Raw genomic sequence first — 25,372 nt, forward strand, 5'->3', positions numbered from 1 at the left:
TAATGAGAAGTTACGCGAATAGTGAAAAGGCATTTAAAGAAGCGCAAACATTAATGCCTGGAGGAGTAAACAGTCCTGTACGTGCATTTAAATCTGTTGGAATGAACCCAATTTTTATGGAACGTGGAAAAGGCTCTAAAATTTTTGATATTGATGGTAATGAGTATATCGATTATGTGTTATCTTGGGGGCCGCTTATCCACGGACATTCAAATGACACAGTTGTGGAAGCTATTAAAAAGGTTGTTGAATCAGGTACAAGCTTTGGAGCCCCAACATTAATAGAAAATGAATTAGCGCAGCTTGTTATTGATCGTGTGCCGTCAATTGAAGTTGTGCGTATGGTAAGCTCTGGAACGGAAGCAACGATGAGTGCCTTGCGCCTTGCAAGAGGTTATACTGGCAGAAATAAGATTATTAAATTTGAAGGATGTTATCATGGTCATGGAGATTCTTTATTAATTAAAGCTGGCTCTGGTGTTGCTACATTAGGTTTACCAGATAGCCCTGGTGTACCAGAAGGTATTGCAAAGAATACCATTACAGTACCATACAATGATCTTGAAAGTATTCGTTACGCATTTGAAGAATTCGGAGAAGATATTGCGGGTGTAATCGTAGAGCCTGTAGCAGGTAATATGGGAGTTGTTCCACCACTGCCTGGCTTCTTAGAAGGATTGCGTTCAGTTACTGAAGAGTTTGGCGCTTTGTTAATCTTTGATGAAGTAATGACAGGCTTTAGAGTTGATTTCGGCTGTGCTCAAGGGTTTTACGGCGTTACACCAGACTTAACTTGTCTAGGAAAAGTAATTGGTGGAGGCTTGCCTGTAGGTGCCTACGGTGGGAAAGCGGAAATTATGCAGCAAATAGCTCCAAGTGGACCAATTTATCAAGCAGGTACTTTATCAGGAAATCCTTTAGCAATGACAGCTGGACTTGAAACATTAAAGCTGTTAACAAAGAATTCTTATAAAGAATTTCAACGTAAAGCTGATCTCCTTGAAGAAGGACTTTCAAAAGCTGCAGCTGAGTATGAAATTCCCCATACAATTAACCGTGCAGGCTCAATGATCGGCTTCTTTTTTACAAACGAAGAAGTGACAAACTATGAAAAAGCAAAATCATCTAATCTTGAATATTTTGCAAAATATTATAGAAGTATGGCAAACGAAGGTGTTTTTCTACCACCATCTCAATTTGAAGGACTGTTCCTTTCAACAGTACATACTGATGAAGATATTCAATATACAATTGAGGCAGCTAGAAAATCATTTGCTAGTCTTAAATAAAGCTACTTATATCGTGGTGCGTGGATCCTTAGAAAAGGGATTCACGCTTTTTTGTGGTTGGCTTTTTCATTAGGGGAGTATGAGAAATAATAAAGGTCTTCATAGCAATGATGAAGCCCAAAAGGAAGTGGAAAGTTAAAATGAATAAAGCGCATCATACAATAAACCCTTAGATAACCAACAGAAAAAATTGGTATCAGTTCTCATCTTTACTCATATCATTGTCCTAACAGCTTATTTAAGTGACAAACAGTTCTGCTTTTCTCTGAAATTCATGCTATAAACCAATAATTCCGTAATAAATCAATCATATTTTTCAGTTTTCATACATACATCTGTATTGTCATAGTAATTTACTAGGCTATTTGAAAGGAGGAATTCTTTTGTCACAGGAACAGCAGCTACGTTTCTCTGTAGAAGAATCAGTTTGGTTTCAAAAAGGACAGGAAGTATCTGAACTTTTATCAATTTCATTAGATCCTGATATTACAATTCATGAACATGATCAGTACATTTCAATTCGAGGTGCATTGCAACTTACGGGAGAATACAAAATAGATAATGACGCGAGTGCGAAGGAGCAATTTGAATATGCAAATGTTCGGTATGTGAATGAGGTGTCAACTCGGGAGGATGGAGTAAGTGTATTGAACCATCGCTTCCCTGTTGATATTACAATTCCTAGAAATCGGATTGAACAATTAGAAGAGGTTTATGTATCGATTGAGTCATTTGATTATGAATTACCAGAATACAAATGTTTGAAGCTGATTGCAGATTTATCAATAAGTGGAATTTCTGATGGGCAAGTAGAACAAGTTTCTACTGAAGTAGAGAGGCCTGAGGAAAAGGAAGAAGCATTTGAAGCATTATTCAGAGGTCAGCAGCAACAACCAAATGCTGCTGTTGAGACACCAACACCAACACCACCTCAAGTAAATGAAGAAGAAAATGTATCTCCATTTTCATCTTTTTATGAAGACTCAACAAGTGAACAAGACTTGGACAAATTCTCTTCATTTCAATTAGAGGAAACAGAAGTGAAAGAAGATCGAGTTCTTGAAGAAAGTCACTCTGAAGTTGAACAACTTACTTCACCTAAAGATGTAAATAACAGTGAAGTAGAAGAAACGATATTAACTAATGAAATTGAACAGCAAGAGGAAGAGGTTATTGTTAGTGAAGAACAAGAAGAACAAAAGGAAGAAGATCCACAAGAGGACTTATATGATCCTTTCGTAGTTGAAGTAAGAAAAGAAGCTCAAGAGGTTGAAGATGAGCCTAAAGAGGTGCAGTATTCCTTCTTTTCTAAAACAGAGGAAGCTTCTTTAGAATCAGAAACTGAAGAAGATGATGTTGATGGAAGAGATGAAACAAATCCTAAAGATGCTCATTATTTAACTAGTTTATTTGCGAGAGATGAAGAAGAAGATTTCTCAAGAGTAAAAATGTGCATTGTGCAGCAAGGTGATAGCATTGAGCTTATTAGTCAACGCTATGATATTTCGGTTCAACAGATTTTAAGAGTAAACGACTTTCATGCAGATCAAGATGTTTATGAAGGGCAAATCCTTTATATTCCCTCATATTCTACTAGCAAATAAAATGAAGAAACAGCATGGGGCAAATTCTACCTCAGCTGTTTTTTTCATTAATAAGTTGAGCTGATTGGAGGTGTTGTTGGAATGTCTATACAAGTTGAAGCTATCACACCGTTGCTGAAGCAATATGATTTGAATTTAGAGTATTCAGAAGAAATTAGTAAAAAAGTGGTAAAGGTATATACAGATAATGGTTCATATGCTTTAAAAAAATTAGCAAAAAATCCAAATCCCTATTTTATTGAATCATATTCAATCTTGGATCAAACAAAATATGCTAAATATGTTCCACTCGTTAGAAATCGCTCAAATCAAACAATTTCACAAATGAATGGTGAATATTACTACTTAATGCCATGGTTAACAAATGAAACGGAAGAAGAACGAGATGCGAGACATCAATATCTTTTTAAAGAAGTTGCAGAGCTACATAGTCGAACAGAAAGAGATGTCAAACTATCTAGTGATGCTGCTTCTCATCATTATGAATCTTTTGAAAAACATCTTGATGAAACAAAGATCTATTATGAATCCTTTGTTGAAGAGTGTGAACAGAAATTATATCTTTCTCCTTTTGAATTACAAGCAGTAACTTATTTTATAGAAGTGAGTAGAGCAATAGATTTCTCAAAGAAAAAGCTTACAGAATGGTATGAAAAAATGCAAGAAAAAGAGTCATCTAGAATGGTTTTAACACACGGGAAAATCTCAGCGCGTCATTTCCTATATGATGGTGAGGGAAAGGGATATTTAGCAAATTTTGAGAAATCTAAATATGCAGCTCCGATCGATGATTTTTTATATTTTATCAATCGAACGGCAAAAACATATCCAATACCAAGTGATGATTGTGTGAACTGGTTTTATACGTACCAAAAAGGCTATCCATATACAGAAGAAGAAATGCTTCTCTTTTTCAGTTACTTATCTTATCCAGAACGAATTTGCCGGCTTATTAAATCCTACTCTCCTAAAAATAAATCAACGGAGTTAGAGAAAAATAGACAATTGGTAAAAGCCTACTGGCAATTTAAAAACATTGAGTATTTTGTTATGAAGATTTCTGAAATTGAAGAAAAACGAAAACAGGAAGCTCAACAAGCTCAAGAACAGTAGATTTCATTAGGCTTTATCAATTTTTCTGGTCCAAGTGTACTTTTGACTGGAATAACACATTAACCACAACCTAGTTAGTATCTATCATTTATTGAAAAAGCAGAGGTTCACTCTTTTTAAAATGAGTAAGCCTCTGCTATTAAATAACTTTTCATTATAACCATTCAAGGCGTAATGCTATTGCTAATAAAATTAATAATCCTAATAGTAATACATCAAATGACGTTGGGAAGAAAACAGTACGAATTCCTTGAAAAATCGTTAAAGGTATAATAATTTGAATACCAATCTCTCGCATTTGTCTTACCCATGGTGGAAGTGTGTAAGGATTATAACGCCGCTTCATTTAAACCCCTCCTCTTTCAAAAGGCTCTATTTTCGTAATCTATATGCTTTTATAAATCTGAAGGATACAGCATTGTATAATGTCTAGTGGTATCTTTAAAGAAAAGAGCCTTCAAAATACTCTATAAAAATTTAATGCTCACCTGTATAAAAGAGATAAGCATTTGTCATAAATATAATCGTAAGATAAAATATGCACCCAAATCGTGATATGTGCCTGTATGAAAAAAGATAAACATGGCAAAGATATTGACGAAAAAAAGGATTGTTTAGTAATATATAAGAGATGTTATAATTTAAAAGCTGTTTTGTGAAAGATTGTTGTTTTTACATCTAAACTTTACATTGAACCTAGTGCAGCTAAATGGTTCATTGCTAACTACCAATTTAATATTGAATAAACGAAGATTGGGAAGAGTACAATCACCATCACTTTACAGAGAGAGAAATCATTTGCTGAAAGGTTTCTTAAGCCAGAGGGATTGGAATGTCGCCCAGGAGTTGTTTCTTTGAAATGATAGTAGAAGAAACCGGTAAAAACCGTTATTTTGTTGAGTGTATAGACTATGGAAAAGACCCTAGCTTTATTTGGTTATAGTCTGTAAAAAAAGGTGGTACCACGAAAATATTCTCCTTCGTCCTTTTATGGATGGAAGGAGTTTTTATTTTTTCTGCTACTGTTTAGAACGGACTGTTGATTTTATGGGTATTCGATGAAGTTAACAATAAGTGATAACAGTGTCAAATATCGTACATAAATAATACTTAGTAATAAGGAGGAAATAAAATGGAGAACAATGAACAACAATTATCTTTACCAACAAAGTATGATCCAAATGCAATTGAAAAAAATCGTTATTCCTTTTGGTTAGAAGGTAAATATTTTGAAGCAACAGGTGATGAAACGAAAAAGCCTTATACAGTTGTAATCCCACCACCAAACGTAACAGGTAAGCTACATCTAGGACATGCTTGGGATACGACACTACAAGATATTGTGACACGTATGAAAAGAATGCAAGGCTATGATGTGTTATGGCTTCCAGGAATGGATCATGCAGGAATTGCAACTCAAGCAAAGGTTGAAGCTAAGCTTCGTGAAGAAGGTATTTCACGTTATGATTTAGGACGTGAGAAATTCATAGAAGAAACGTGGAAGTGGAAGGAAGAATACGCTGGTCATATTCGTGAGCAATGGTCAAAGGTTGGACTAGGATTAGATTATTCTCGTGAAAGATTTACTTTAGATGAAGGATTATCAAAAGCTGTTCGTGAGGTTTTCGTTAATTTATATAAGAAAGACCTTATTTATCGCGGTGAATATATAATCAACTGGGATCCACAAACGAAAACAGCACTTTCTGATATTGAAGTTATTTATAAAGATGTTCAAGGCGCATTCTATCATATGCGTTATCCTTTAGCAGATGGAACAGGCTCTATTGAAATTGCAACAACACGTCCTGAGACAATGCTAGGTGATACAGCTGTAGCGGTTCACCCTGAAGATGAGCGTTACAAGCATTTAATAGGTAAAAAGGTACTATTACCAATCGTAGGAAGAGAAATTCCAATCGTTGGTGATGATTATGTAGATATGGAATTTGGATCAGGAGCTGTTAAAATTACTCCTGCACATGATCCGAATGATTTTGAAATCGGAAATCGCCATAATCTAGAGCGTGTGCTTGTTATGAATGAAGATGGCACAATGAATGATAAAGCTGGGATTTATAAAGGATTAGATCGTTTTGAATGTCGCAAGAAAATTGTAAAAGATCTTCAAGAGCAACAAGTGTTATTTAAAATTGAAGAGCATATGCATTCCGTTGGACATAGTGAACGAAGTGGTGCAGTTGTCGAACCTTATCTATCAACACAATGGTTTGTTAAAATGCAGCCATTAGCAGATAAAGCAATAAAACTTCAGCAAGAAGAAGATAAAGTTAATTTTGTTCCAGATCGTTTTGAAAAAACATATTTACGCTGGATGGAAAATATCCGTGATTGGTGTATTTCACGTCAGCTATGGTGGGGTCACCGTATTCCAGCCTGGTATCATAAGGAAACAGGTGAAGTATATGTAAATCAAGAGCCACCAGCAGATATTGAAAACTGGGATCAAGATAATGATGTATTAGATACATGGTTTAGTTCAGCTTTATGGCCTTTTTCAACGATGGGTTGGCCAGATGTTGAATCTGCTGATTTCAAGCGCTATTATCCAACTGATGTGTTAGTGACTGGGTACGATATTATTTTCTTCTGGGTATCTCGTATGATTTTCCAAGGACTAGAATTTACAGAGCAACGTCCATTTAAAGATGTATTAATTCATGGTCTTGTGCGTGATGAGCAAGGACGTAAAATGAGTAAATCATTAGGCAATGGTGTTGACCCAATGGAAGTAATTGATCAGTACGGAGCTGACTCTCTTCGCTTCTTCTTATCAACAGGAAGCTCTCCAGGTCAGGATCTACGTTTTAGCTATGAAAAAGTAGAATCAACTTGGAACTTTGCCAATAAAATCTGGAATGCATCTCGTTTTGCACTTATGAATATGAATGGTTTAACATTTGAAGAAATTGATTTAACAGGCAAAAAAACGGTGGCAGATAAATGGATTTTAACACGTCTGAACGAGACGATTGAAAATGTAACAAAGCTAGCTGATCGATATGAGTTTGGAGAAATCGGTCGTTTGCTTTATAACTTCATTTGGGATGATTTCTGTGATTGGTATATTGAGATGGCAAAGCTTTCTTTATACGGAGAAGATGAAGCTGCGAAAAAGACAACTCGATCTGTATTAGCTTATGTTTTAGATTCTACGATGAGATTGCTTCACCCATTCATGCCGTTTATTACAGAGGAAATTTGGCAATCACTTCCACATGAAGGTGATTCAATAACTGTAGCTTCATGGCCAACAGTAAATACCGAACTATCAGATGATAAATCAATAGTTGAAATGAAGCTTTTAGTTGAAGTAATTCGAGCAGTTCGTAATATTCGTGCTGAAGTGAATACACCTATGAGTAAGCAAATACCAATGAAAATTAAAGCAAAAGATAATAGTGTAGTAACACAGCTTGAAGATAATCGTGCTTATGTAGAAAGATTCTGTAACACAAGCTCATTGGATGTTTCTACTGACATCTCAACAAGTGAAAAATCAATGTCAGCTGTTGTTACAGGTGCAGAGATTATTTTACCGATAGAAGGATTAATAAATATTGAAGAAGAAATTAAACGATTAGAAAAAGAACGTGAAAAGCTTGATAAAGAAGTAGAGCGCGTACAGAAAAAATTAGGTAACGAGGGCTTTTTAAAGAAAGCTCCTGATAAAGTAATAGAGGAAGAAAAAGCTAAAGAAAATGATTACATTGAAAAGCGAGAAATCGTTTTAGCAAGAATTAAAGAGTTAAGAGGTTAAGTTTAGTTACTCGGGTGGTGCTTTATAGCGCACCCGAGTTTTTAAATAGATAAAATAAAAGGAGGTTCATAAATTGTTTAATACGTATGAAGAAGCGTTGAATTGGATTCATGGTCGTCTTAAGTTTGGTGTTAAGCCTGGATTAAAGAGGATGGAATGGCTTTTAGAGCAAATGAATTCTCCTGAAAGAAATATACCCATTATCCATGTAGCAGGAACAAATGGTAAAGGCTCAACTATTTCTTATCTGTTACACATGTTAACAGAGGCAGGATATGATGTAGGAACCTTTACATCTCCTTATATTGAGACTTTTAATGAAAGAATTAGTGTGAATGGTAAACCAATTTCAAATCAAGAAATGCTGCAGCTTGCTAACGAGGTGAAACCATATGTAGATAAAGCTGAAACAACTGAGCTTGGTGGTCCGACCGAATTTGAAATTATTACAACGATGATGTTTTTATATTTTGGAAAATACCATAAACCTGATTTTGTGCTGCTTGAAACAGGACTAGGCGGAAGATTAGATTCTACAAATATTGTTACTCCAATCTTATCAATCATTACAAATGTAGGGTATGATCATATGAATATATTAGGCTCAACGATTTCTGAGATTGCTTCTGAAAAAGCAGGAATAATCAAACAAGGAATCCCTGTTTTCACAGGATCAGAAAACAAGGAAGTAGTAGAAGTCTTTTCGCGTATAGCTAATCAAAACCAAGCTCCTTTATTTAAAATTGGAGAAGAATTTCAAATACTAAATAGTTCCCAACAACAAAAAGGTGAAATGTTTTCGATGAAAACGAATCATAATGAATATAATCAAGTCTCGATCATGATGAAGGGACAACATCAAGTTCAAAATGCTACTTTAGCAATAGCTGCTATTGACTACTTAAATAATCTTGAAATAGTTTCTCTAAAGAAAGAGCATATATATGCTGGCATTAATAAGGCATTTTGGATGGGAAGATTTGAACAAATTTATACTAATCCTGAAGTGATTATTGATGGGGCTCATAACAAAGAAGGAATAGAATCACTAATAAATACGGTTAACAGACACTATCCTAATCGAAAGATCCATATCCTTTTTAGTGCGTTAAAAGATAAGGAATACAGTGAGATGATTAATAGATTAACATGTATTGCAACGAGCATCAGCTTTACAACCTTTGATTTTCCTAGAGCAGCTTCTTCAGAAGAGCTTTTCTTAGCATGTGAATTTTCAAAGAAAGACTATTTCCCTTCATGGAGACAAGCAGTAGAGGAAATGTTGATTAAATACGAAAATAAGGATGACTTGATTCTTATAACTGGGTCACTTTATTTTATTTCAACAGTTCGTGAATACGTGAGAAAAAAGTAATATCTTTATCATAATGAAACAAAAATAACAATATGACAAAAGTTAGAAAATTTGCTAAAATAAAGGAATATGATAGTTGGATGTAATTAGGAGGCGTAATTTTGGACAAAAAAGTACAGGTAGGATTATGGTTATGCTGGTTAATTGTTACCCCTGTTTTATTGTGGGTTGCCTATCAACTTGCGCCTCCAACATTTAATGGTCTTGAAGTAGATATCTTAGCTTTTTTAATCTTAATGTGTCTTGTCTCCTTTTGGCCAATCATCATCAACGAAACACCTATTTTCTATGTTCAAGGTGTATCACTAGTTGTATTTCTTTACTTTGGTTTATTTATTGAAATGATTTTAACTCAGATAGCAGTCATTGTGTTGCTTTTAAAGGTACGAGTTAACCTAAAGGATTTATATAGATATCCTCTTAATTCATTATTATTTTCCTTAGGTTCATTAGGTGGTGCGGTTGTTTTTTATATGATCGGAGGAACACATGGAAGAGTTTTATTTAGTGATACCTTCCTCACAACAATCATCTCTTATGAATTAACGGTTTTTCTATTAAATCAATTTTTATTTAATATCCTTCAACTAGTAATCTATAAAAAAAGATTCAAGATATTAACTAGAAGCTTTTTGTGGGAATTCTTTACCTCACTAGTCATCTTTCCAATTGGTATTGCTCTTTATTTCCTTTATCTTGAAGTTGGTATTGAAGCGATTATTTTTATTGGGACTCCATTATTAGCATTATCTATCATTTTAACTTTGTATTATAAAACACAACAAATTAATCATTATTTACAGCAAGCAAGTGAAATTGGTCATCAATTAACAGGAAGATTAAATATTAAAAATGTTCTTGATATTTTTATGGATAAAGTTACTACAATGATACCTGTAGAAGCAGCTTATATCATTGATGTTGATCATGAAAAACTAAGAATAGTAAGAAAGTATGAAAATGGAACAATCCAGATAGATACAGAAGAACCTAAATCTCCTGATCGTGGACTTTCCGGACATGTTTATGTCATGAGGGAAAGTATATTATTCCATAGTCGCAAGGAATGGAATCATATTCACCAATCCCAATTACCTAATACAGTTGAAAGTGTGATTGGTGTTCCTGTAATGAGAAATCAAGACTTAATTGGTATTGTCATACTTGCTTCAAATAAAAAGCATGCTTTTGACAAAGCTCAGCTTATGATTATTGATTTATTATCTGCTTACTTAGGTGTTGCAGTAGAAAATGCAAAGAATTATGAAGAAACAAAAAGACAAAGTGAGCATTGCTCGTTAACCGGTCTATATAATTATCGTTATTTAGAAAATAAATTAGAGGAAAGCTTTTTATCTCTTAATCAACGGAAAGTCGAAACACTTTCACTCATTTTATTAGATATTGATCATTTTAAAGCGGTAAATGATACATATGGTCATCATGCTGGAAATGAAGTATTGATTCAGCTTGCAAACCGCCTACTAAGAACATTTCGTCACAGAGGAATTGTTGCAAGATATGGCGGGGAGGAATTTGTCATACTTTTAGCTGATTATTCTAAGGCAGAGACAATTGCTATTGCTGAAGAGGTTCGTTTGTTAATTAGCAATACACCTTTTGAGATTCAACAAACCTTACATAATAGCAATACACCAATATCTATTTTTATAACAGCTAGTATAGGTGTAGCAATAGCTCCAGAAGATTCAGAAGATGCTGTTTCTCTAGTAAGACACGCAGATCGAGCTATGTATATTGGAGCAAAAAGAGCAGGTAGAAATAAAGTTGCTGAATATGTAAGTTAGTTTTTACAAGAGTTGAATAGAAGTTATTTCCTGCGCAATAATCGACATGATTTTGTAGAGTTTGTGTAAATTATTTCTTTTAATTTTAAGTATTATAATAGCTAGTTACAATAAACACTTCTATATTTTACAAAAACAGTAATGCACTTTATGATAGTAATCTAAAAAAGATAACAGCATTAACAAATAAGATGATAGTCCCTTAATGAATAATCTATCTTTCTATAAAAAGGAGCCAAAACCATGCCAACAACCATCATCCTATACACCTACATCTTCATCCTTGGCGCAGTTCTTGGCTCCTTTTATAATGTTGTAGGAATGCGTATCCCATTAAAACAATCAATCGCATATCCTGGCTCAGCATGTCCAGTATGTAGCAAGAAACTAACAGCTCTAGAACTAATTCCAATTTTTTCATACCTCTTTCAAAATGGTAAATGCAAAAACTGCAAAACATCAATCTCACCTTTATATCCATCTATTGAACTAGTAACGGCAATTCTTTTTACGATTTCACCGATGTTGGTGGGATGGTCAAAGGAATTGATTTTAGCATGGTCACTTATTTCTCTATGTATGATTGTGACTGTTTCTGATTTAAAATATATGATTATTCCAGATAAAGTGAATTTGTTTTTTCTTGTCCTTTTTACAGTTGAGAGAGTGTTTATTCCAGCTGATCCTTGGTATGATCCGATTGCTGGCTTTCTTGTAGGCGGGTTAGTTCCTCTTGTTGTCATCCTAGTCAGTCGTGGTGGTATGGGCGGCGGAGATATGAAACTCCTTGCTGTTTTTGGGATTATTTTAGGATGGAAGCTTGTGCTTTTATGCTTTTTTCTGGCTACCTTGGTCGGAACGATTGTTGGATTTCTTGGAATGATGAGAGGCTCTGTTAAAAAGGGCAAGCCCTTTCCATTCGGTCCATTTTTAGTTGTTGGAGCACTACTTTCATATTTCTTTGGAAATGAATTAATTCACCTGTATTTATCGTACTTCTTTTCTTACTTTTATTAAGAAGGGGTTTTTATAAATGGCAATTTCGCTATTTCGTCAAAATCATCAATTTGTGAACTTATATATATCAAATTATTCAATACAATTACTTGAATTAAAAAGCAGCGATCCACTTGTTGTTAGTCGTTTTGTTGAAAATTATCTTCCAGAAGGTGTTGTTGTTGATGGAAGTATTAAGGATTTTGAGAAGCTTTCCATGATACTTGAACAGAGCATTAATGACTGGGGTATTAAAGGGAAAAAGGTCCGTTTTATAACACCTGATTCTGCTGTTAGTGTTCGTAAAGTGAAGGTTCCTTTGGAATTGAGTGAAGATGAAATAAAAGGCTATCTGTATTTAGAGCTAGGTAATAATATTCATCTACCATTTGAAGAGCCTGTTTTTGATTTTGTATTACTAAATGAAACGGACAAAGATAAAGAGATTCTTTTATTTGCTGCACCAGAAACAATGATAAAAGAATACACTGAGCTTTTAGACAATGTGAAGCTTACAGCTAGTGTTGCTGATTTATCATCATTAAGCATGTACCGTTATTTATATAAAATGCAAAAAGTAACACAAAAGGAAAATACATTATTAATTGAAGTAAAACTTGATTGCATTAATTTTAGTATTTTTGAAAATTTAAAGCCTATTTTTACAAGACATATGCAACTTGAAGGTGAAATGCGCGATTGGACGTATCATATCGATGCTGAAACACAATGCTTTTATAAATATGAGTTGAAGGATAGAGAACCGTTATTGGTACAATTTCAAGATGTGGCAAAGGAAATTGAAAAAATCATTAATTTTTATCGTTTTAGTATTCATCAAGGTGACCAACAAATCACCCAAATTATCTTAGTGGGAGATAATCCATATATTGATGAACTCCTTACACTATTAACAAATGCTATTACAACGATTTCAATCACTCATTATCAAAATCGAGTGTATACGTATAAAAATTTGGCTGTTCCGAGTAAGTTTCAAACTGTTCTTGGCTTAGCGTTAAAAGAGGTGTAGGCAAATGTTAGCTGAAATTAATTTACTACCTCAGAAGCAAAAACGTGATTACACCAATCTATTAATTGCTGCATCATTAATCGTGATTATTATTACTACAGTGATGATTATCGTATCTTTAGGAAATCAAAAGAATAAAGAAATTAGCGCATTGCAGCAGGAATATACATTAGCTCAAAAACAAACAGAGGTTCTACAGCAACAGGCAAATCAAAGTAATGCAAGCTCAGCCGTTTCTGAGCTTGAAAAAGCAATTTCATGGTCAGAAAGATACCCAGTAGATTTTGTTCCGATTTTAAATGAATTAACTAACATATTACCTGAAAAAGGGTACTTTTATGGTTTAGATTATGAAAATAGCTCTTCATTAAATTTACTTATTCAATTTGAAAGCTCACGTGAAGCTGCATTTTATTTAAGTCGTTTAAAGGAATTAGAGATTTTGGAAACTGTAAAATTGTCCACTATAGAAACAGTGCCTTTACAAAATGAGGATGAAACAGTTCCACGTTATTTAGCAACATATCAGCTTTTAATTGATCGTACTGTCCTTAAAGCGATTCAAGAGGAGGACAATGAGAAATGATTGAATGGAGAAAAAAACATACAATAATTATTGTTCTAGCTCTATTATTAGCTGCTTTAGCCTGCTATTTTTCATATGTGCTTTTTGTTCAGCCTAAAAATTTAGAGCTTACTAGCCTGGAAAATCAGATTGAAACAGAAAATAAATTAATAGAATCATTGCAGAAATCAACTGGTTCCTCAACAGAAGAAGCACTGTTATCAGCAGTTGAATTGCAAAAGATCTTACCTGTTAGTCCATTTGAAGAGCAGTTTCTTTTAGAGCTAGAAAAAGCTGAAACCATGTCTAGCAGCGAAATTACATTTATTTCTTTCCAAGATGGTGGAACGGTTGAATCAGAAGACCAAGGTGACGAAATGGTTGAAGCCTATGATGAAAAATTAGATCCAGATAGTGAAGATAGTAATGAAGCAGAGCAAACGGAGTCTCTTAACACAGAAGCTATTCCTGAGGGCTTAGAGAAGCTAACAGTTGAGCTAGAGGTGAAATCTCCTAGTTACTACGAATTAGAGGATTTTATAAAGATACTAGAAAATACAAATCGTATTACACAAATCGAGTCATTACAGGTAGAGGGTTTTCCTGAGCTTATTCAAATTGTTGAAGATCCTGATACAACTTATGAATATAAAGTGGTTGTTTCTACTTACTATTTCCCAACACTTGATGAGCTACGAGAACAGCTTCCACCGTTTTTTGCTCCTTCACCTAGTGAAAAGGAAAATCCGTTTACAGATATAATTGAAGAAAAAGATGAAGAATAAAAAAATTGACGAAAAATATTAAGGATGAGACGACAAATGTCTTGTTCTTTTTTTTTGTTCTTCTGATAGCATTATAGCCATGCTTGTGTGAACGGAATTGAAAGGAAAGGTGGTAGGCATATGGACAAGCAATCGTCTGAGACTATCAAAATTAAAATAAATGGTGAAGATCGTCCAGTGTCAAAAGGTAATGAACCATCAAAGGACATTCCATTTTCAACATGGGATGAAAAGGCGAAAGCTGAAAAAGAGATGGCTTCAGCTAAACAGCCAATAAATGATGAAGAAGAATTTCCTTGGCTATTACCTGATGAAGAGGATTCTGATTTTAAAGAAGATCCGAAGGTTGTGACATCACCAAAAAAGAAGAAGGTATATTCAAATTCAACCGTAGCACCTTATCTTTACTCGAAAAAGAGTAATCGTAAGGTTCCTCATATTGCTTTTCCATTTAAACAAATCGTCACAATTGTTTTATTAGCAATAGGAGTAGGAACAGGGTTCGGTTATATTGCATTAAATTTTTTATCAAACAAAGATATGCCGGTTATGGCTAATCCGAGTGGAGGGGCTGAAGCTGTGGTTCCTGGAGAAACCGGAGAAGATACAGCAGGTACTAAAGAAGCTAATGATGCAAGTGCATCTGCTGCATCAAGTGCCACACTTCAAGTCTATGCAGTACAAGGTGGCATTTACACTTCCAAAGAAGGTGCAGATTCTGTTGTTGCAGAGATTAAAGCTAAGAACCTGGCATCAACAGTGTTAGAGCTTGATGGTAAATTTACGGTTATTGCAGGCTTAGGTAAAGCAAAGACAGAAACTGATGCACTTAATGAGATTTATAAACAAAAGGAATTTGTGGATTTTTGGGGAGGAAAGCAGCTCGGACTTGAGCTTTCTACAAGTAGTTCTGCCGATCAATGGGTAAACATAATTACAGAGCTCGCACCTTTAGCATCAGCCGCTGCTACTGGGTCAGATGTAAGCAGTGAAAATATTACAAAATTAGAGACGCAAATTAACGGCATTTCACCTAATGATGCTGAAAAGCCTTTGGTTGATAAGCTACAACAAGCTGTTTCAAATCTTAAAGAACAAAATGGCTGGCAAGCACAGCAAAATTTGTTAGAGGTTGTGCAGGCGATACAGAAGAAGTAAGGTAGAATCAAAACTTAAAATAGCAATAACAAATTAATATTAATAAAATCTTAATAAAGAGAGAAAGTTACTTCTAAAACACTATCATAACAAAAACAAATAGATGATAAAGGTCGCATTTTTTGCGGCTTTTTTTGTATGCAACATGATATCAGGTACGTCACTTAAATTTTATTTATCTCCAAAAATGAAAAATGTAAAATTGTTACGATACACTTGATTTGGTAAGATGTAGTAGTATCTTCTTATCTGAAACGAAGAAAGGACGGAACATCATGAAATCAAGCCTCATCTTAGCTTCAGCTTCTCCCCGTAGAAAAGAACTACTCGAGCATCTTCAACTGCCATTTGAGGTGATTCCAAGTTTGGTAGAGGAAGTTATGGACGAGGAGCTACAACCAGCAGAAATGGTTCAATCTTTAGCACAACAAAAGGCAGAAGGTGTTGCAAAAGATCATCAGCATGCATTTGTTATTGGCTCCGATACGATTGTTGTTAGCAATAATAAAATGCTAGGTAAACCCAAAGACCTTGACGAAGCAAAAGAAATGCTTAGAAATTTATCTGGTAAAACACATGAGGTTTTTACAGGTGTGTCGATTATTAATGGAGAAAAAATTCATACTTTTTATGAAAAAACGGCTGTAACTTTCTATCACCTTACAGAAAGTGAAATTGAGGATTATGTGTTATCAGGTGAACCAATGGACAAAGCGGGTGCATATGGTATTCAGGGCCTTGGCGCACTTTTAGTAAAAGAAATATCAGGTGATTATTTTTCTGTTGTTGGTCTGCCGATTGCCAGAACAAGCAGAGAATTAATGAAAATGGGTTTTAGCAAATAAAAAGGCTGTTGGAAAATCTTTGAGCCCCTCTTATGAAACAAGTTTTTCAAATACACACAAATAAAACAACATGGAATAAAACGGGTACGTAGGAACATTATAATACACATAGAAAATAAATATTTGAGCAGAAAGGGAAATGAAGGAGGACAAATGGAGCTGTCAACTTTTAAAATCCGTGATTTTCCCGAAGACGAACGACCTAGAGAACGCTTGTTAAAGGAGGGTGCTGATAAGCTTACAAATCAGGAGCTTCTAGCCATTTTACTTCGTACAGGCACGAAAAAAGAATCGGTTTTAGATCTTTCTCAACGTTTATTAAAGCATTTTGAAGGCTTGAGAATGTTAAAGGATGCATCTGTTGAGGAAATTACAACGATATCAGGCATTGGAAATGCAAAAGCCGTTCAAATTTTATCGGCTCTTGAGCTTGGAAGAAGAATGAATCGTCTTACTTATGATGAACGTTATGTGATTCGCTCCCCACAAGATGGTGCAAATTATGTGATGGAGGAAATGAGGTTTCTAAGTCAGGAGCATTTTGTTTGTTTATATTTAAATACAAAAAATCAAGTTCTTCATAAACAAACAGTGTTTATCGGAAGTTTGAATGCCTCAATCGTCCATCCGCGAGAGGTGTTCAAGGAAGCTTTTAAACGATCTGCCGCCTCACTTATTTGTATTCATAATCATCCATCAGGAGACCCTTCACCAAGTAGAGAGGATATCGAAGTAACGAAAAGATTGGCAGAGTGTGGAAAGGTTTTAGGTATAGAACTTTTGGATCATCTTATAATTGGTGAACAAAAATTTGTTAGTCTTAAAGAAAAAGGCTACGTGTAATACTTTTTTTTTTGCGTAAATACGATATAATAAGGTTTATGAGTTTTTTTGATTCGTTTCTTTCTATAATCCAGGTTTTCACCTTTTTTAAAGAAATTCACTTATAAAATAAAGCTCATAGCAGGAAATATGAAGAAGAGCAAAAGAAGAATTCCTCTGATTTATAAAGAAAATTCTAACATTCATGATTGAAAGTAGTTTAACTACCACAATATAGAAAGTTGTTTTCTATCAATTTTCCTAAAGATAAGAAAAAGTATATTCGTTTCAGAAAGGAAGATACACCCTATGTTCGGTATTGGTACAAGAGACCTTGGAATAGATTTAGGGACAGCTAACACACTTGTATTTGTAAAAGGAAGAGGAATTGTTGTTCGTGAACCTTCTGTCGTTGCTTTACAAACAGATACAAAGCAAATTGTAGCAGTCGGTAATGATGCGAAAAATATGATTGGTCGTACACCTGGTAATGTTGTTGCGCTTCGTCCAATGAAAGATGGAGTTATTGCAGATTATGAAACAACAGCAACAATGATGAAATATTATATAAGACAAGCAACAAAAACAAAGGGTGTTTTTTCTAGAAAACCTTATGTTATGATCTGTGTTCCTTCTGGAATTACAGCTGTAGAAGAGCGCGCTGTTATTGATGCAACAAGACAGGCTGGAGCTCGCGATGCTTATACAATAGAAGAACCTTTTGCAGCTGCAATTGGTGCTAATTTACCTGTTTGGGAACCAACAGGAAGTATGGTTGTAGATATTGGTGGAGGTACAACAGAAGTAGCTATTATCTCACTTGGCGGAATTGTGACAAGTCAATCGATTCGCGTTGCTGGTGATGAGATGGATGATGCGATTATTACATATATTCGTAAAACATATAACTTAATGATTGGTGATCGTACTTCAGAAGCGATTAAAATGGAAGTCGGATCAGCAGGATCTCCTGATGGTGTTGAAAATATGGACATTAGAGGTAGAGACTTGTTAACTGGTTTACCAAAAACAATTGAAATTACAGCTGCTGAAATTGCAGATGCATTAAAAGATACAGTTTATACAATTGTTGATGCTGTAAAAAACACACTTGAAAAAACTCCACCTGAATTAGCAGCAGATATTATGGATCGTGGAATTGTGCTAACAGGTGGTGGAGCATTGCTTCGCAACCTAGATAAAATCATCGGTGAAGAAACAAATATGCCTGTTTTAATAGCAGAAGATCCATTAGACTGTGTAGCTATTGGTACTGGTAAGGCTCTAGAGCATATTCACTTATTTAAAAACAAAGCAAGAGATAGTAGATAATTGCTTTAAAGAAAGTATAGGCGAGCAAGTTTTTATACTTGGCGAAAAATTGTATAAGTTAGCTTAGGTCAATAACAAATGAATAGTATTATTCTTTTTGTTCATAATTTGTGTATTTTCTAGAAATAGAATCATGAAAAGAAGGAGAGAAGACCTTCTTTTCATGATTAACTTTTATTTGACCAAGCTTAAATCTGCTCGCGATTTGTTGATGAAATATAAGGTAAGAGGGTGTTCATCATGCCACAGTTTTTCTTAAATAAACGCCTCATCTTGTTGCTAGTAAGTGTTATTGTTTTAGTGGCATTGATTGGCTTTTCTATTAAAGGAGATCGCAAGTTAACTTGGCCTGAACAATTTATACAAGATACAGTAAGTGTTTTTCAATCAATTTTCCATACACCAGCATCATATGTATCAGGCTTCTTTGAAAATGTAAATGATCTTAAAAATACATACGAAGAAAATGAGCTTTTAAAAAGTAGACTTGATGAGTATATGCAGTTAGAAGCTGATTTACAAGAATATAAGCTTGATAATGAAAAGCTCAGAACTGAACTCGGAGCAATCTCAGATTTAAGAAAATATGACCCGGTTTTTTCAGCTGTTATCGGTCGAAATCCTGATCGATGGTATGATTATCTATCAATTGACAAAGGTGAGCAGGATGGAGTAGAGCCAAATATGGCTGTTGTGACTGCACAAGGCTTAATCGGGAAGGTGAAGTCAACATCCCAGTTCACTTCAACTGTTCAATTGTTAAGTGCGACAGACTTGAAAAATAGAATTTCAGCTGAGGTTCTTCCTCTAACAACTGAAGAAAATAAAGAAGCGGATAATGAAGTGAAAGAAAAAGTAACAGGCTTAATTGAAGGATATGATGAAGAAAAAGGTGCTCTTTTACTTCGTCGTATTGAATCAAAGGTGAAGCTAGAAGTAGGGCAGAAGGTCACTACTGCGGGCTTGGGTGGAGTTTTCCCAGGTGGTATTATGATTGGCGAAATTATTGAAATTGAACCTGATTCATATGGATTAGATCAAATGGCTTATATCAAGCCAACTGCCAATTTCTATGATCTTGATCGTGTGTGGGTAGCAAAACGTCAAGCCGAATCAGAAGATCCAGTACAAGTATTAACGCAAGAGGAGGAAGAATCGTGAAACGTTTCTTTCTTCCTTTTCTCGTACTTTTTGCCTTTATTAGTGAAAGCTCATTTGCTCATTTAGTCCACTTTACCTTTGTTTCTGAAGACTATTTATTTATTCCACGGTTTGTCTTAATATTTGTCATCTTTATTACAGTTTATTTGAATCGTACACAAGGTATGGTCCTAGGCTTCTTTTTTGGCTTGTTGCATGATATTGTTTTTATAGAAGTGATCGGTATTTATTTATTTGCTTATGGAATATTGGCTTATCTTATTCATAAAGCAATGAAAGCATTACACGGACATATATTGATTGTCTGGTTATTAATCATTTTATCTATATCAGTACTTGAATTTTATGTATATGGAGTCAATTATTTGATAGGAGTCACTAATATATCACTTTACAAGTTTACAACCTTAAGATTATTACCGACTTTATCATTGAATTTAATTGCTGCAATTTTGTTTAGTTATCCTATCAAAGTGTATTTAACAAAGTTAAAACTTGAAACGACTGAGGATTAAGTAAATGCCATTTAATTTAGTTAATCCTTCGTTATGCTGTATTAACAGAAGGATCCTAAAAACTATTAGATAAATATCTACTAAAAGAAGGATTTCATGCATTTCTGTCGAATAGTACAATCGTTGAGGTGAACGTCATGAAGGTCCAAAAACAACAATTTGTTACGATAAAAGGCACAAAAGATGGCTTAACGTTACATCTCGATGATTCATGTTCTTTTGACCAATTACTCCATGAACTCGAGGAAATGCTATCTTTGAAACAATACATTCAGCAGGATGGTCCCGTGATCGGAGTGAATGTAAAAGTTGGAAATCGTTTTGTAAACAAGAAGCAACGGGAGAAATTAGAATTAATCATTAAACAGAAGCGTAACTTAATGATCGAATCTATTGAAAGTAATGTGATAACAAAGGATGAGGCTCTTAGATTAAAAAGAGAAACCGAGGTTATTTCAATTGCTAAAATTGTACGATCTGGACAAGTGTTAAAAGTTAAAGGTGACTTACTACTTATAGGTGATGTAAATCCAGGTGGGACTGTCATAGCATCAGGCAATATCTTTGTTCTGGGTGCTTTAAGAGGAATTGCTCATGCAGGTGTTGAAGGAAATATACAAGCCGTAATTGCAGCTTCTTTAATGAAGCCGGCACAATTGCGTATTAGTGATATAATTAATCGTGCACCAGATCATTTACCTCATGAAGGTAATGAACTAGAATGTGCACATATTAATGAAAATGGTGAAATGATTATTGAGCGACTACAGCAACTTACTCATTTACGACCTAATTTAACAAGGTTTGAAGGGGGAATCTAACAATGGGTGAAGCAATTGTCATAACTTCAGGTAAGGGTGGAGTTGGTAAAACAACGACATCAGCTAACATTGGAACATCTTTAGCTATATTGGGCAAACGTGTTTGCCTTGTAGATACAGACATCGGTCTTCGTAACCTAGATGTTGTAATGGGATTAGAAAACAGAATTATTTATGATTTAGTAGATGTAGTAGAAGGTCGATGTAAAATACATCAAGCTCTTGTGAAAGATAAGAGATTTGAAGACTTACTATATTTATTACCTGCAGCTCAAACTAGCGATAAAACCGCTGTTAAACCAGAGCAAATGAAAAAGCTTATTGACGAGTTAAAGCAAGATTATGATTATATTATTATAGATTGTCCAGCCGGAATCGAGCAGGGTTACAAAAATGCTGTTGCAGGTGCTGATAAAGCTGTTGTTGTCACAACACCTGAAATTTCCGCTGTACGAGATGCTGATCGAATAATTGGATTACTTGAACAAGAAGATATAGAACCACCTAAGCTGGTGATTAATCGTATACGTAATCATCTTGTTAAAAATGGTGATATGCTGGACGTTGATGAAATTGTTACACATCTATCAATCGACTTAATCGGCATCGTAGCAGATGATGATGATGTGATTAAAGCTTCTAATAATGGAGAGCCTATTGCAATGGACCCAAACAACAGAGCTGCAATTGCTTATCGTAATATAGCTCGACGTATTTTAGGTGAATCTGTTCCTTTACAGTCTTTAGACGAACCAAATAAAGGCGTTTTAGTAAAACTGAAGAAATTTTTTGGTGTACGAGTTTAATAGAATATGATGATATAACGACTAGTTTACATTCTTGCTCCTAAAAGAAGCTGCAGAATCTCACTAGTCTTTTTTTTGTTTCTATTTATATGACTGCTTGAAATCTTCATGGTTGATTTCAATCAATTTCAATCAATTATCAAATTAAGAAAACAGCTAATATTTCGTGTAATTGACTATAACACTTCGAAAAAGAGACCTAAAAAGAAAAGATTTGATCATATCTCCACTGGACAAGGCATAGACTTGTACAAACTTGCTAAAAGGATGGATGGGGATGAGTCATCGAGCGGACGAAATAAGAAAAAGAATTGCTAAAAGAAAAAGAGAACGAGGAACCTCTTCAGAACAGGATTATTCAAAACGAACATCGTTATTTATGTCTGATGAAGAACGGCACGGTGGGTTTTATGCTCCGCCGAATTATGATATGGGACCTAACAAAAATCAATCAGGACATCCATTATTTCGAACAGAGGTTTTTATTTTTAAGGTTTTATTATCTGCCGTTTTGATACTTGTGACAGCGATTGTCTTTAAAAATGGATCACCTATGTTTGATCAAGCAAAATCAGTGATTACTTATTCTTTAGAAGAAGAATTTCAATTTGCTGCTGTTTCAACATGGTATCGTGATCAATTTGGAGAACCATTAGCTTTGTTTAACACAAACAAAGAAACTAGCGATGTTGTAGATGAAAAAACTCAAACTGCTCAATTAGCTGTGCCTGCATCAGGAAAGATCTTAGAGTCATTTAAAGATAATGGTCAGGGAATAATGGTGGAAACGAATAAACCAACTGTCGAAGCAATGAATGAAGGTATCATTATTGAAGCTAGTGAAAAAGCAGAAACAGGTTTAACAATTGTTGTCATGCATGCCGATGGAACGAAATCATGGTATGGAAATTTAGATAAAGTAAATGTGGCCCTATATGATTTTGTTAAAAAAGGAACTGAACTAGGAAAAATAAAATTATCTGAAAAGCAAAAAGGTACCTATTATTTTGCCATTAAAAAGGGTGACGCTTTTATAGACCCAATTCAGGTGATCAAATTTGAATAACTATCTAGGTCTACTTCGGAAGATTCATATACATCCTTTGTTATGGGTAATAATAGGGCTTAGTGTTGTGACTGCAAATTTTAAATCATTATTTTTGTTAATGCTTATCGTTTTTGTTCATGAAATGGGCCATGCAATTAGTGCTCATTTTTTTTCTTGGCGAATAAAAGCGATCATGTTACTTCCATTCGGCGGAGTAGCTGAAGTAGATGAGCATGGCAATCGTCCTTTAAAGGAAGAATTTATAGTTATATTATCTGGACCATTACAGCATTTTTGGCTTCAAGGAGCGGCATTTATTTTACAATTTGCAAACGTAATAAATAGTAGTGATTATCAGCTTTTTACCTTCTATAATTTATCGATATTATTGTTTAATTTGCTCCCTATTTGGCCATTAGATGGTGGTAAGCTGTTATTTATTTTGTTCTCAAAATCCTTCTCTTATCGCAAAGCACATTTGTATATGATGCTAACATCGATCTTGTTTTTGATTATATATGTTTTAACAATTGCTATTACTTCTCCAAATCATCTGAATATGTGGATTATTACAACTTTTCTTATATATAGCTTATATTACGAATATAAACATCGAATGTATAGCTGTATGCGTTTTTTAATGGAACGTTATTACGGAAAACAGAACACAATTTATAAATTAAAACCAATTATTGTTGATGAATCAGAGCTAGTATATAATGTTTTACTTCAGTTTCAAAGAGGCTGCAAACATTTAATCGTTGTTGAAAAAAATGGTGCAAAAGTATCTGAAATGGATGAAAATGAATTATTACATGCTTATTTTGCAAACAAACTAACAAATTCAAAAGTAGGCGATCTTGTTTATCCCTATTAGGTGAAACGTACACACTTACTTTCAAAAATGTTATAGTTTAATGTAACATTAAAGTGGACATTAGCTCCTCAGAAAGAGAGTCTTACCGTGCGAAAAATATTTATAAATGAAAAAATAAGTGAAAAAAGACTAGCTGTTTTAGAAAATGATTCGTTAACAGAGATCCATCAATCACAAGCATCTGAAGAAGATATTGTTGGTAATATATATAATGCTCGAGTCAAAAAGGTCCTGCCAGGTATGCAAGCAGCATTTGTTGATATAGGATTAAATCAAAATGGATATCTTCATCGTAATGATTTAATATCCTATCAATTAAGTCAGCATAAAGATTCAAAACCATCTATATCTCATTATATTAGAGAAGGTGAGCAAATACTTGTACAGGTTGTGAAGGAAGGCAATGATCAAAAGGGACCTAAATTAACAACAAATATTGAATTTAGTGGAAGCTCAATTGTTTTTATGGCATATGGCAACTATACTGCAGTTTCAAAAAAAATCACTGAAGATCAAGAGAGAAAACGGCTTTTACATATTGCAAATGAGTTAAGACAAGAAAATGAAGGGCTTTTATTTCGTACATCATGCCAAAACCAAACCAAAGAAGAGCTTTGTCACGAATATATAAAATTAAGGGAAATGTTTTTATCACTACAGATAAAGCAAAGTGATAAACCAGTTTGTGTTTATGAAGCAAAAAGCTTTGTTGATCGTTTATTAAATGAAATTGTGATCAATCAAGAAGATACAATTATTTGTGATGCTATTGATCGGGTGCAAAATTTAAGAAGAGAGTTTCCAAATACAACAATTGTTTTTCATGATAAAAAGGAGGCGCTTTTTTCCTTCTATAATCTTGAACAAGAAATAGATAAATTGTTTAAAACAATTGTTTGGTTAAAAAATGGTGCGTATATTATCATTGAACAAACAGAGGCTATGGCGATTATTGACGTAAATACAGGAAAATTTTCCGGGAAATTATCGATGCGTGACACTGTGTTAAAAACAAATCAGCTAGCTGCAATTGAAATTGCCAAGCAAATTCGATTACGCAATTTAAGTGGCATAATTTTGATTGATTTTATCGATATGAAGTATAAAGAAGATCAAAATGATGTAGTAAATACAATTAATAATGAAATGAAGAAAGATCGTGTTCAACATAAGGTGATTGGTTTTACAGAGCTTAATATTTTGCAAATAACAAGAAAAAAAGTCCGCCAGCCTCTTATCACAAGCATAACTAATCAATGCTCAACATGTAATGGTTTGGGAAGAGTCGTTTCTGCTGAAACAGTTGCTTTTAAATTAGAGAGAGAGTTATGGAATTATCAATTTATGGATAATGAAGCCATCTTAATAGAAGCAACAGGTGATGTTATACAATTATTGAATAATGAGAACCACATAGCTAAGTTAGAAAGCACACTACAGTATAAAATAGTGTTTACAGAATACTCTCGAAGAATCCCTAGCTATCATATTAAACATATTGGGGATATGAAAACTGTTCTTGAGAGATCAGAAAACTAATTATTAAGTTAGCTATTTTATAATTAAGGCTTTTGCTTAAAGAAGTAGCCCATATGAGCCCCCACTTGCACTAGCACCAAAGAGGCTCCTAGAGCGAAT

The 25,372-nt window shown here is 34.3% G+C and carries 22 protein-coding genes and 1 other annotated feature; of the genes, 21 read left to right on the forward strand and 1 reads right to left on the reverse strand.

All coding sequences use genetic code 11. The features are described 5' to 3' along the window. Positions 1 to 2: 2 nt before the first annotated feature. The 3 genes from hemL to ysxE all read left to right on the forward strand — a co-directional run bounded on the left by hemL (position 3) and on the right by ysxE (position 4,006). A complete protein-coding gene (gene hemL, locus JOC75_RS18335; RefSeq protein WP_204955452.1) occupies positions 3 to 1,289 on the forward strand; it encodes a glutamate-1-semialdehyde 2,1-aminomutase in 1,287 nt (428 codons plus the stop codon). Positions 1,290 to 1,672: 383 nt separating this feature from the next. Then, positions 1,673 to 2,893 (forward strand): stage VI sporulation protein D, encoded by a 1,221-nt coding sequence (gene spoVID, locus JOC75_RS18340; RefSeq protein WP_204955453.1) that lies wholly within the window; start codon positions 1,673 to 1,675, stop codon positions 2,891 to 2,893. A gap of 81 nt (positions 2,894 to 2,974) precedes the next feature. Continuing rightward, a complete protein-coding gene (gene ysxE / locus JOC75_RS18345; RefSeq protein ID WP_204955454.1) occupies positions 2,975 to 4,006 on the forward strand; it encodes a spore coat protein YsxE in 1,032 nt (343 codons plus the stop codon). Positions 4,007 to 4,160: 154 nt separating this feature from the next. On the opposite strand, the gene JOC75_RS18350 is transcribed toward ysxE, so the two are convergent. Next, entirely contained in the window at positions 4,161 to 4,352 is a 192-nt protein-coding gene (locus JOC75_RS18350) for a hypothetical protein (RefSeq protein ID WP_204955455.1), read from the reverse strand. Between the two features lie 394 nt (positions 4,353 to 4,746). Continuing rightward, positions 4,747 to 4,997, forward strand: a binding site (T-box leader). Positions 4,998 to 5,138: 141 nt separating this feature from the next. On the opposite strand from JOC75_RS18350, the gene JOC75_RS18355 reads away from it, so the two are divergent. From JOC75_RS18355 to JOC75_RS18440, 18 genes are all read left to right on the forward strand, one after another. Then, entirely contained in the window at positions 5,139 to 7,787 is a 2,649-nt protein-coding gene (locus JOC75_RS18355; RefSeq protein ID WP_204955456.1) for a valine--tRNA ligase, read from the forward strand. Between the two features lie 73 nt (positions 7,788 to 7,860). Then, positions 7,861 to 9,162, forward strand: coding sequence for a bifunctional folylpolyglutamate synthase/dihydrofolate synthase (locus JOC75_RS18360; protein WP_204955457.1), 1,302 nt, complete (start codon positions 7,861 to 7,863; stop codon positions 9,160 to 9,162). A 101-nt stretch (positions 9,163 to 9,263) separates the two neighbouring features. After that, positions 9,264 to 10,970 (forward strand): sensor domain-containing diguanylate cyclase, encoded by a 1,707-nt coding sequence (locus JOC75_RS18365; RefSeq protein WP_204955458.1) that lies wholly within the window; start codon positions 9,264 to 9,266, stop codon positions 10,968 to 10,970. Positions 10,971 to 11,213: 243 nt separating this feature from the next. After that, on the forward strand, positions 11,214 to 11,987 hold the full coding sequence (locus tag JOC75_RS18370) for a prepilin peptidase (protein WP_204955459.1): 774 nt from the start codon (positions 11,214 to 11,216) through the stop codon (positions 11,985 to 11,987). A gap of 16 nt (positions 11,988 to 12,003) precedes the next feature. Beyond that, positions 12,004 to 12,999, forward strand: coding sequence for a type IV pilus biogenesis protein PilM (gene pilM / locus JOC75_RS18375; protein ID WP_204955460.1), 996 nt, complete (start codon positions 12,004 to 12,006; stop codon positions 12,997 to 12,999). 4 nt (positions 13,000 to 13,003) lie between these two features. Then, positions 13,004 to 13,585: a hypothetical protein gene (locus JOC75_RS18380; RefSeq protein WP_204955461.1), complete on the forward strand. Its 582-nt coding sequence runs from the start codon at positions 13,004 to 13,006 to the stop codon at positions 13,583 to 13,585. After that, positions 13,582 to 14,349, forward strand: a complete 768-nt coding sequence (locus JOC75_RS18385) for a hypothetical protein (protein WP_204955462.1) — start codon at positions 13,582 to 13,584, stop codon at positions 14,347 to 14,349. Before JOC75_RS18380 ends, JOC75_RS18385 begins: the two co-directional genes overlap by 4 nt. A 120-nt stretch (positions 14,350 to 14,469) precedes the next feature. Further along, on the forward strand, positions 14,470 to 15,507 hold the full coding sequence (locus JOC75_RS18390; protein WP_204955463.1) for a hypothetical protein: 1,038 nt from the start codon (positions 14,470 to 14,472) through the stop codon (positions 15,505 to 15,507). A 275-nt stretch (positions 15,508 to 15,782) separates the two neighbouring features. Next, complete coding sequence (locus JOC75_RS18395) at positions 15,783 to 16,352, forward strand: Maf family protein (RefSeq protein WP_204955464.1); 570 nt, start codon at positions 15,783 to 15,785, stop codon at positions 16,350 to 16,352. Positions 16,353 to 16,505: 153 nt separating this feature from the next. Further along, the gene (gene radC, locus JOC75_RS18400; RefSeq protein WP_146949165.1) at positions 16,506 to 17,195 is read left to right on the forward strand and encodes a RadC family protein; all 690 of its coding nucleotides are present in this window, start codon (positions 16,506 to 16,508) and stop codon (positions 17,193 to 17,195) included. A gap of 288 nt (positions 17,196 to 17,483) precedes the next feature. Beyond that, positions 17,484 to 18,506 (forward strand): rod shape-determining protein, encoded by a 1,023-nt coding sequence (locus JOC75_RS18405; protein ID WP_146949164.1) that lies wholly within the window; start codon positions 17,484 to 17,486, stop codon positions 18,504 to 18,506. Between the two features lie 240 nt (positions 18,507 to 18,746). Beyond that, positions 18,747 to 19,667, forward strand: a complete 921-nt coding sequence (gene mreC, locus JOC75_RS18410) for a rod shape-determining protein MreC (protein ID WP_204955465.1) — start codon at positions 18,747 to 18,749, stop codon at positions 19,665 to 19,667. After that, entirely contained in the window at positions 19,664 to 20,182 is a 519-nt protein-coding gene (mreD, locus tag JOC75_RS18415) for a rod shape-determining protein MreD (RefSeq protein ID WP_158638610.1), read from the forward strand. Before mreC ends, mreD begins: the two co-directional genes overlap by 4 nt. Positions 20,183 to 20,319: 137 nt before the next feature. Next, the gene (minC, locus tag JOC75_RS18420; RefSeq protein ID WP_204955466.1) at positions 20,320 to 21,003 is read left to right on the forward strand and encodes a septum site-determining protein MinC; all 684 of its coding nucleotides are present in this window, start codon (positions 20,320 to 20,322) and stop codon (positions 21,001 to 21,003) included. A 2-nt stretch (positions 21,004 to 21,005) separates the two neighbouring features. Next, positions 21,006 to 21,809, forward strand: coding sequence for a septum site-determining protein MinD (minD, locus tag JOC75_RS18425; protein WP_146949160.1), 804 nt, complete (start codon positions 21,006 to 21,008; stop codon positions 21,807 to 21,809). Between the two features lie 277 nt (positions 21,810 to 22,086). Further along, positions 22,087 to 22,875, forward strand: a complete 789-nt coding sequence (locus JOC75_RS18430) for a M23 family metallopeptidase (protein WP_204955467.1) — start codon at positions 22,087 to 22,089, stop codon at positions 22,873 to 22,875. Continuing rightward, on the forward strand, positions 22,868 to 23,734 hold the full coding sequence (locus tag JOC75_RS18435; RefSeq protein WP_204955468.1) for a M50 family metallopeptidase: 867 nt from the start codon (positions 22,868 to 22,870) through the stop codon (positions 23,732 to 23,734). The genes JOC75_RS18430 and JOC75_RS18435 overlap by 8 nt, the downstream gene beginning before the upstream one ends. An 87-nt stretch (positions 23,735 to 23,821) precedes the next feature. Further along, a complete protein-coding gene (locus JOC75_RS18440; RefSeq protein WP_204955469.1) occupies positions 23,822 to 25,273 on the forward strand; it encodes an Rne/Rng family ribonuclease in 1,452 nt (483 codons plus the stop codon). The last annotated feature ends 99 nt before the right edge of the window (positions 25,274 to 25,372 follow it).

The sequence above is a fragment of the Metabacillus crassostreae genome, from assembly GCF_016908395.1.
Classification (GTDB): domain Bacteria; phylum Bacillota; class Bacilli; order Bacillales; family Bacillaceae; genus Metabacillus; species Metabacillus crassostreae.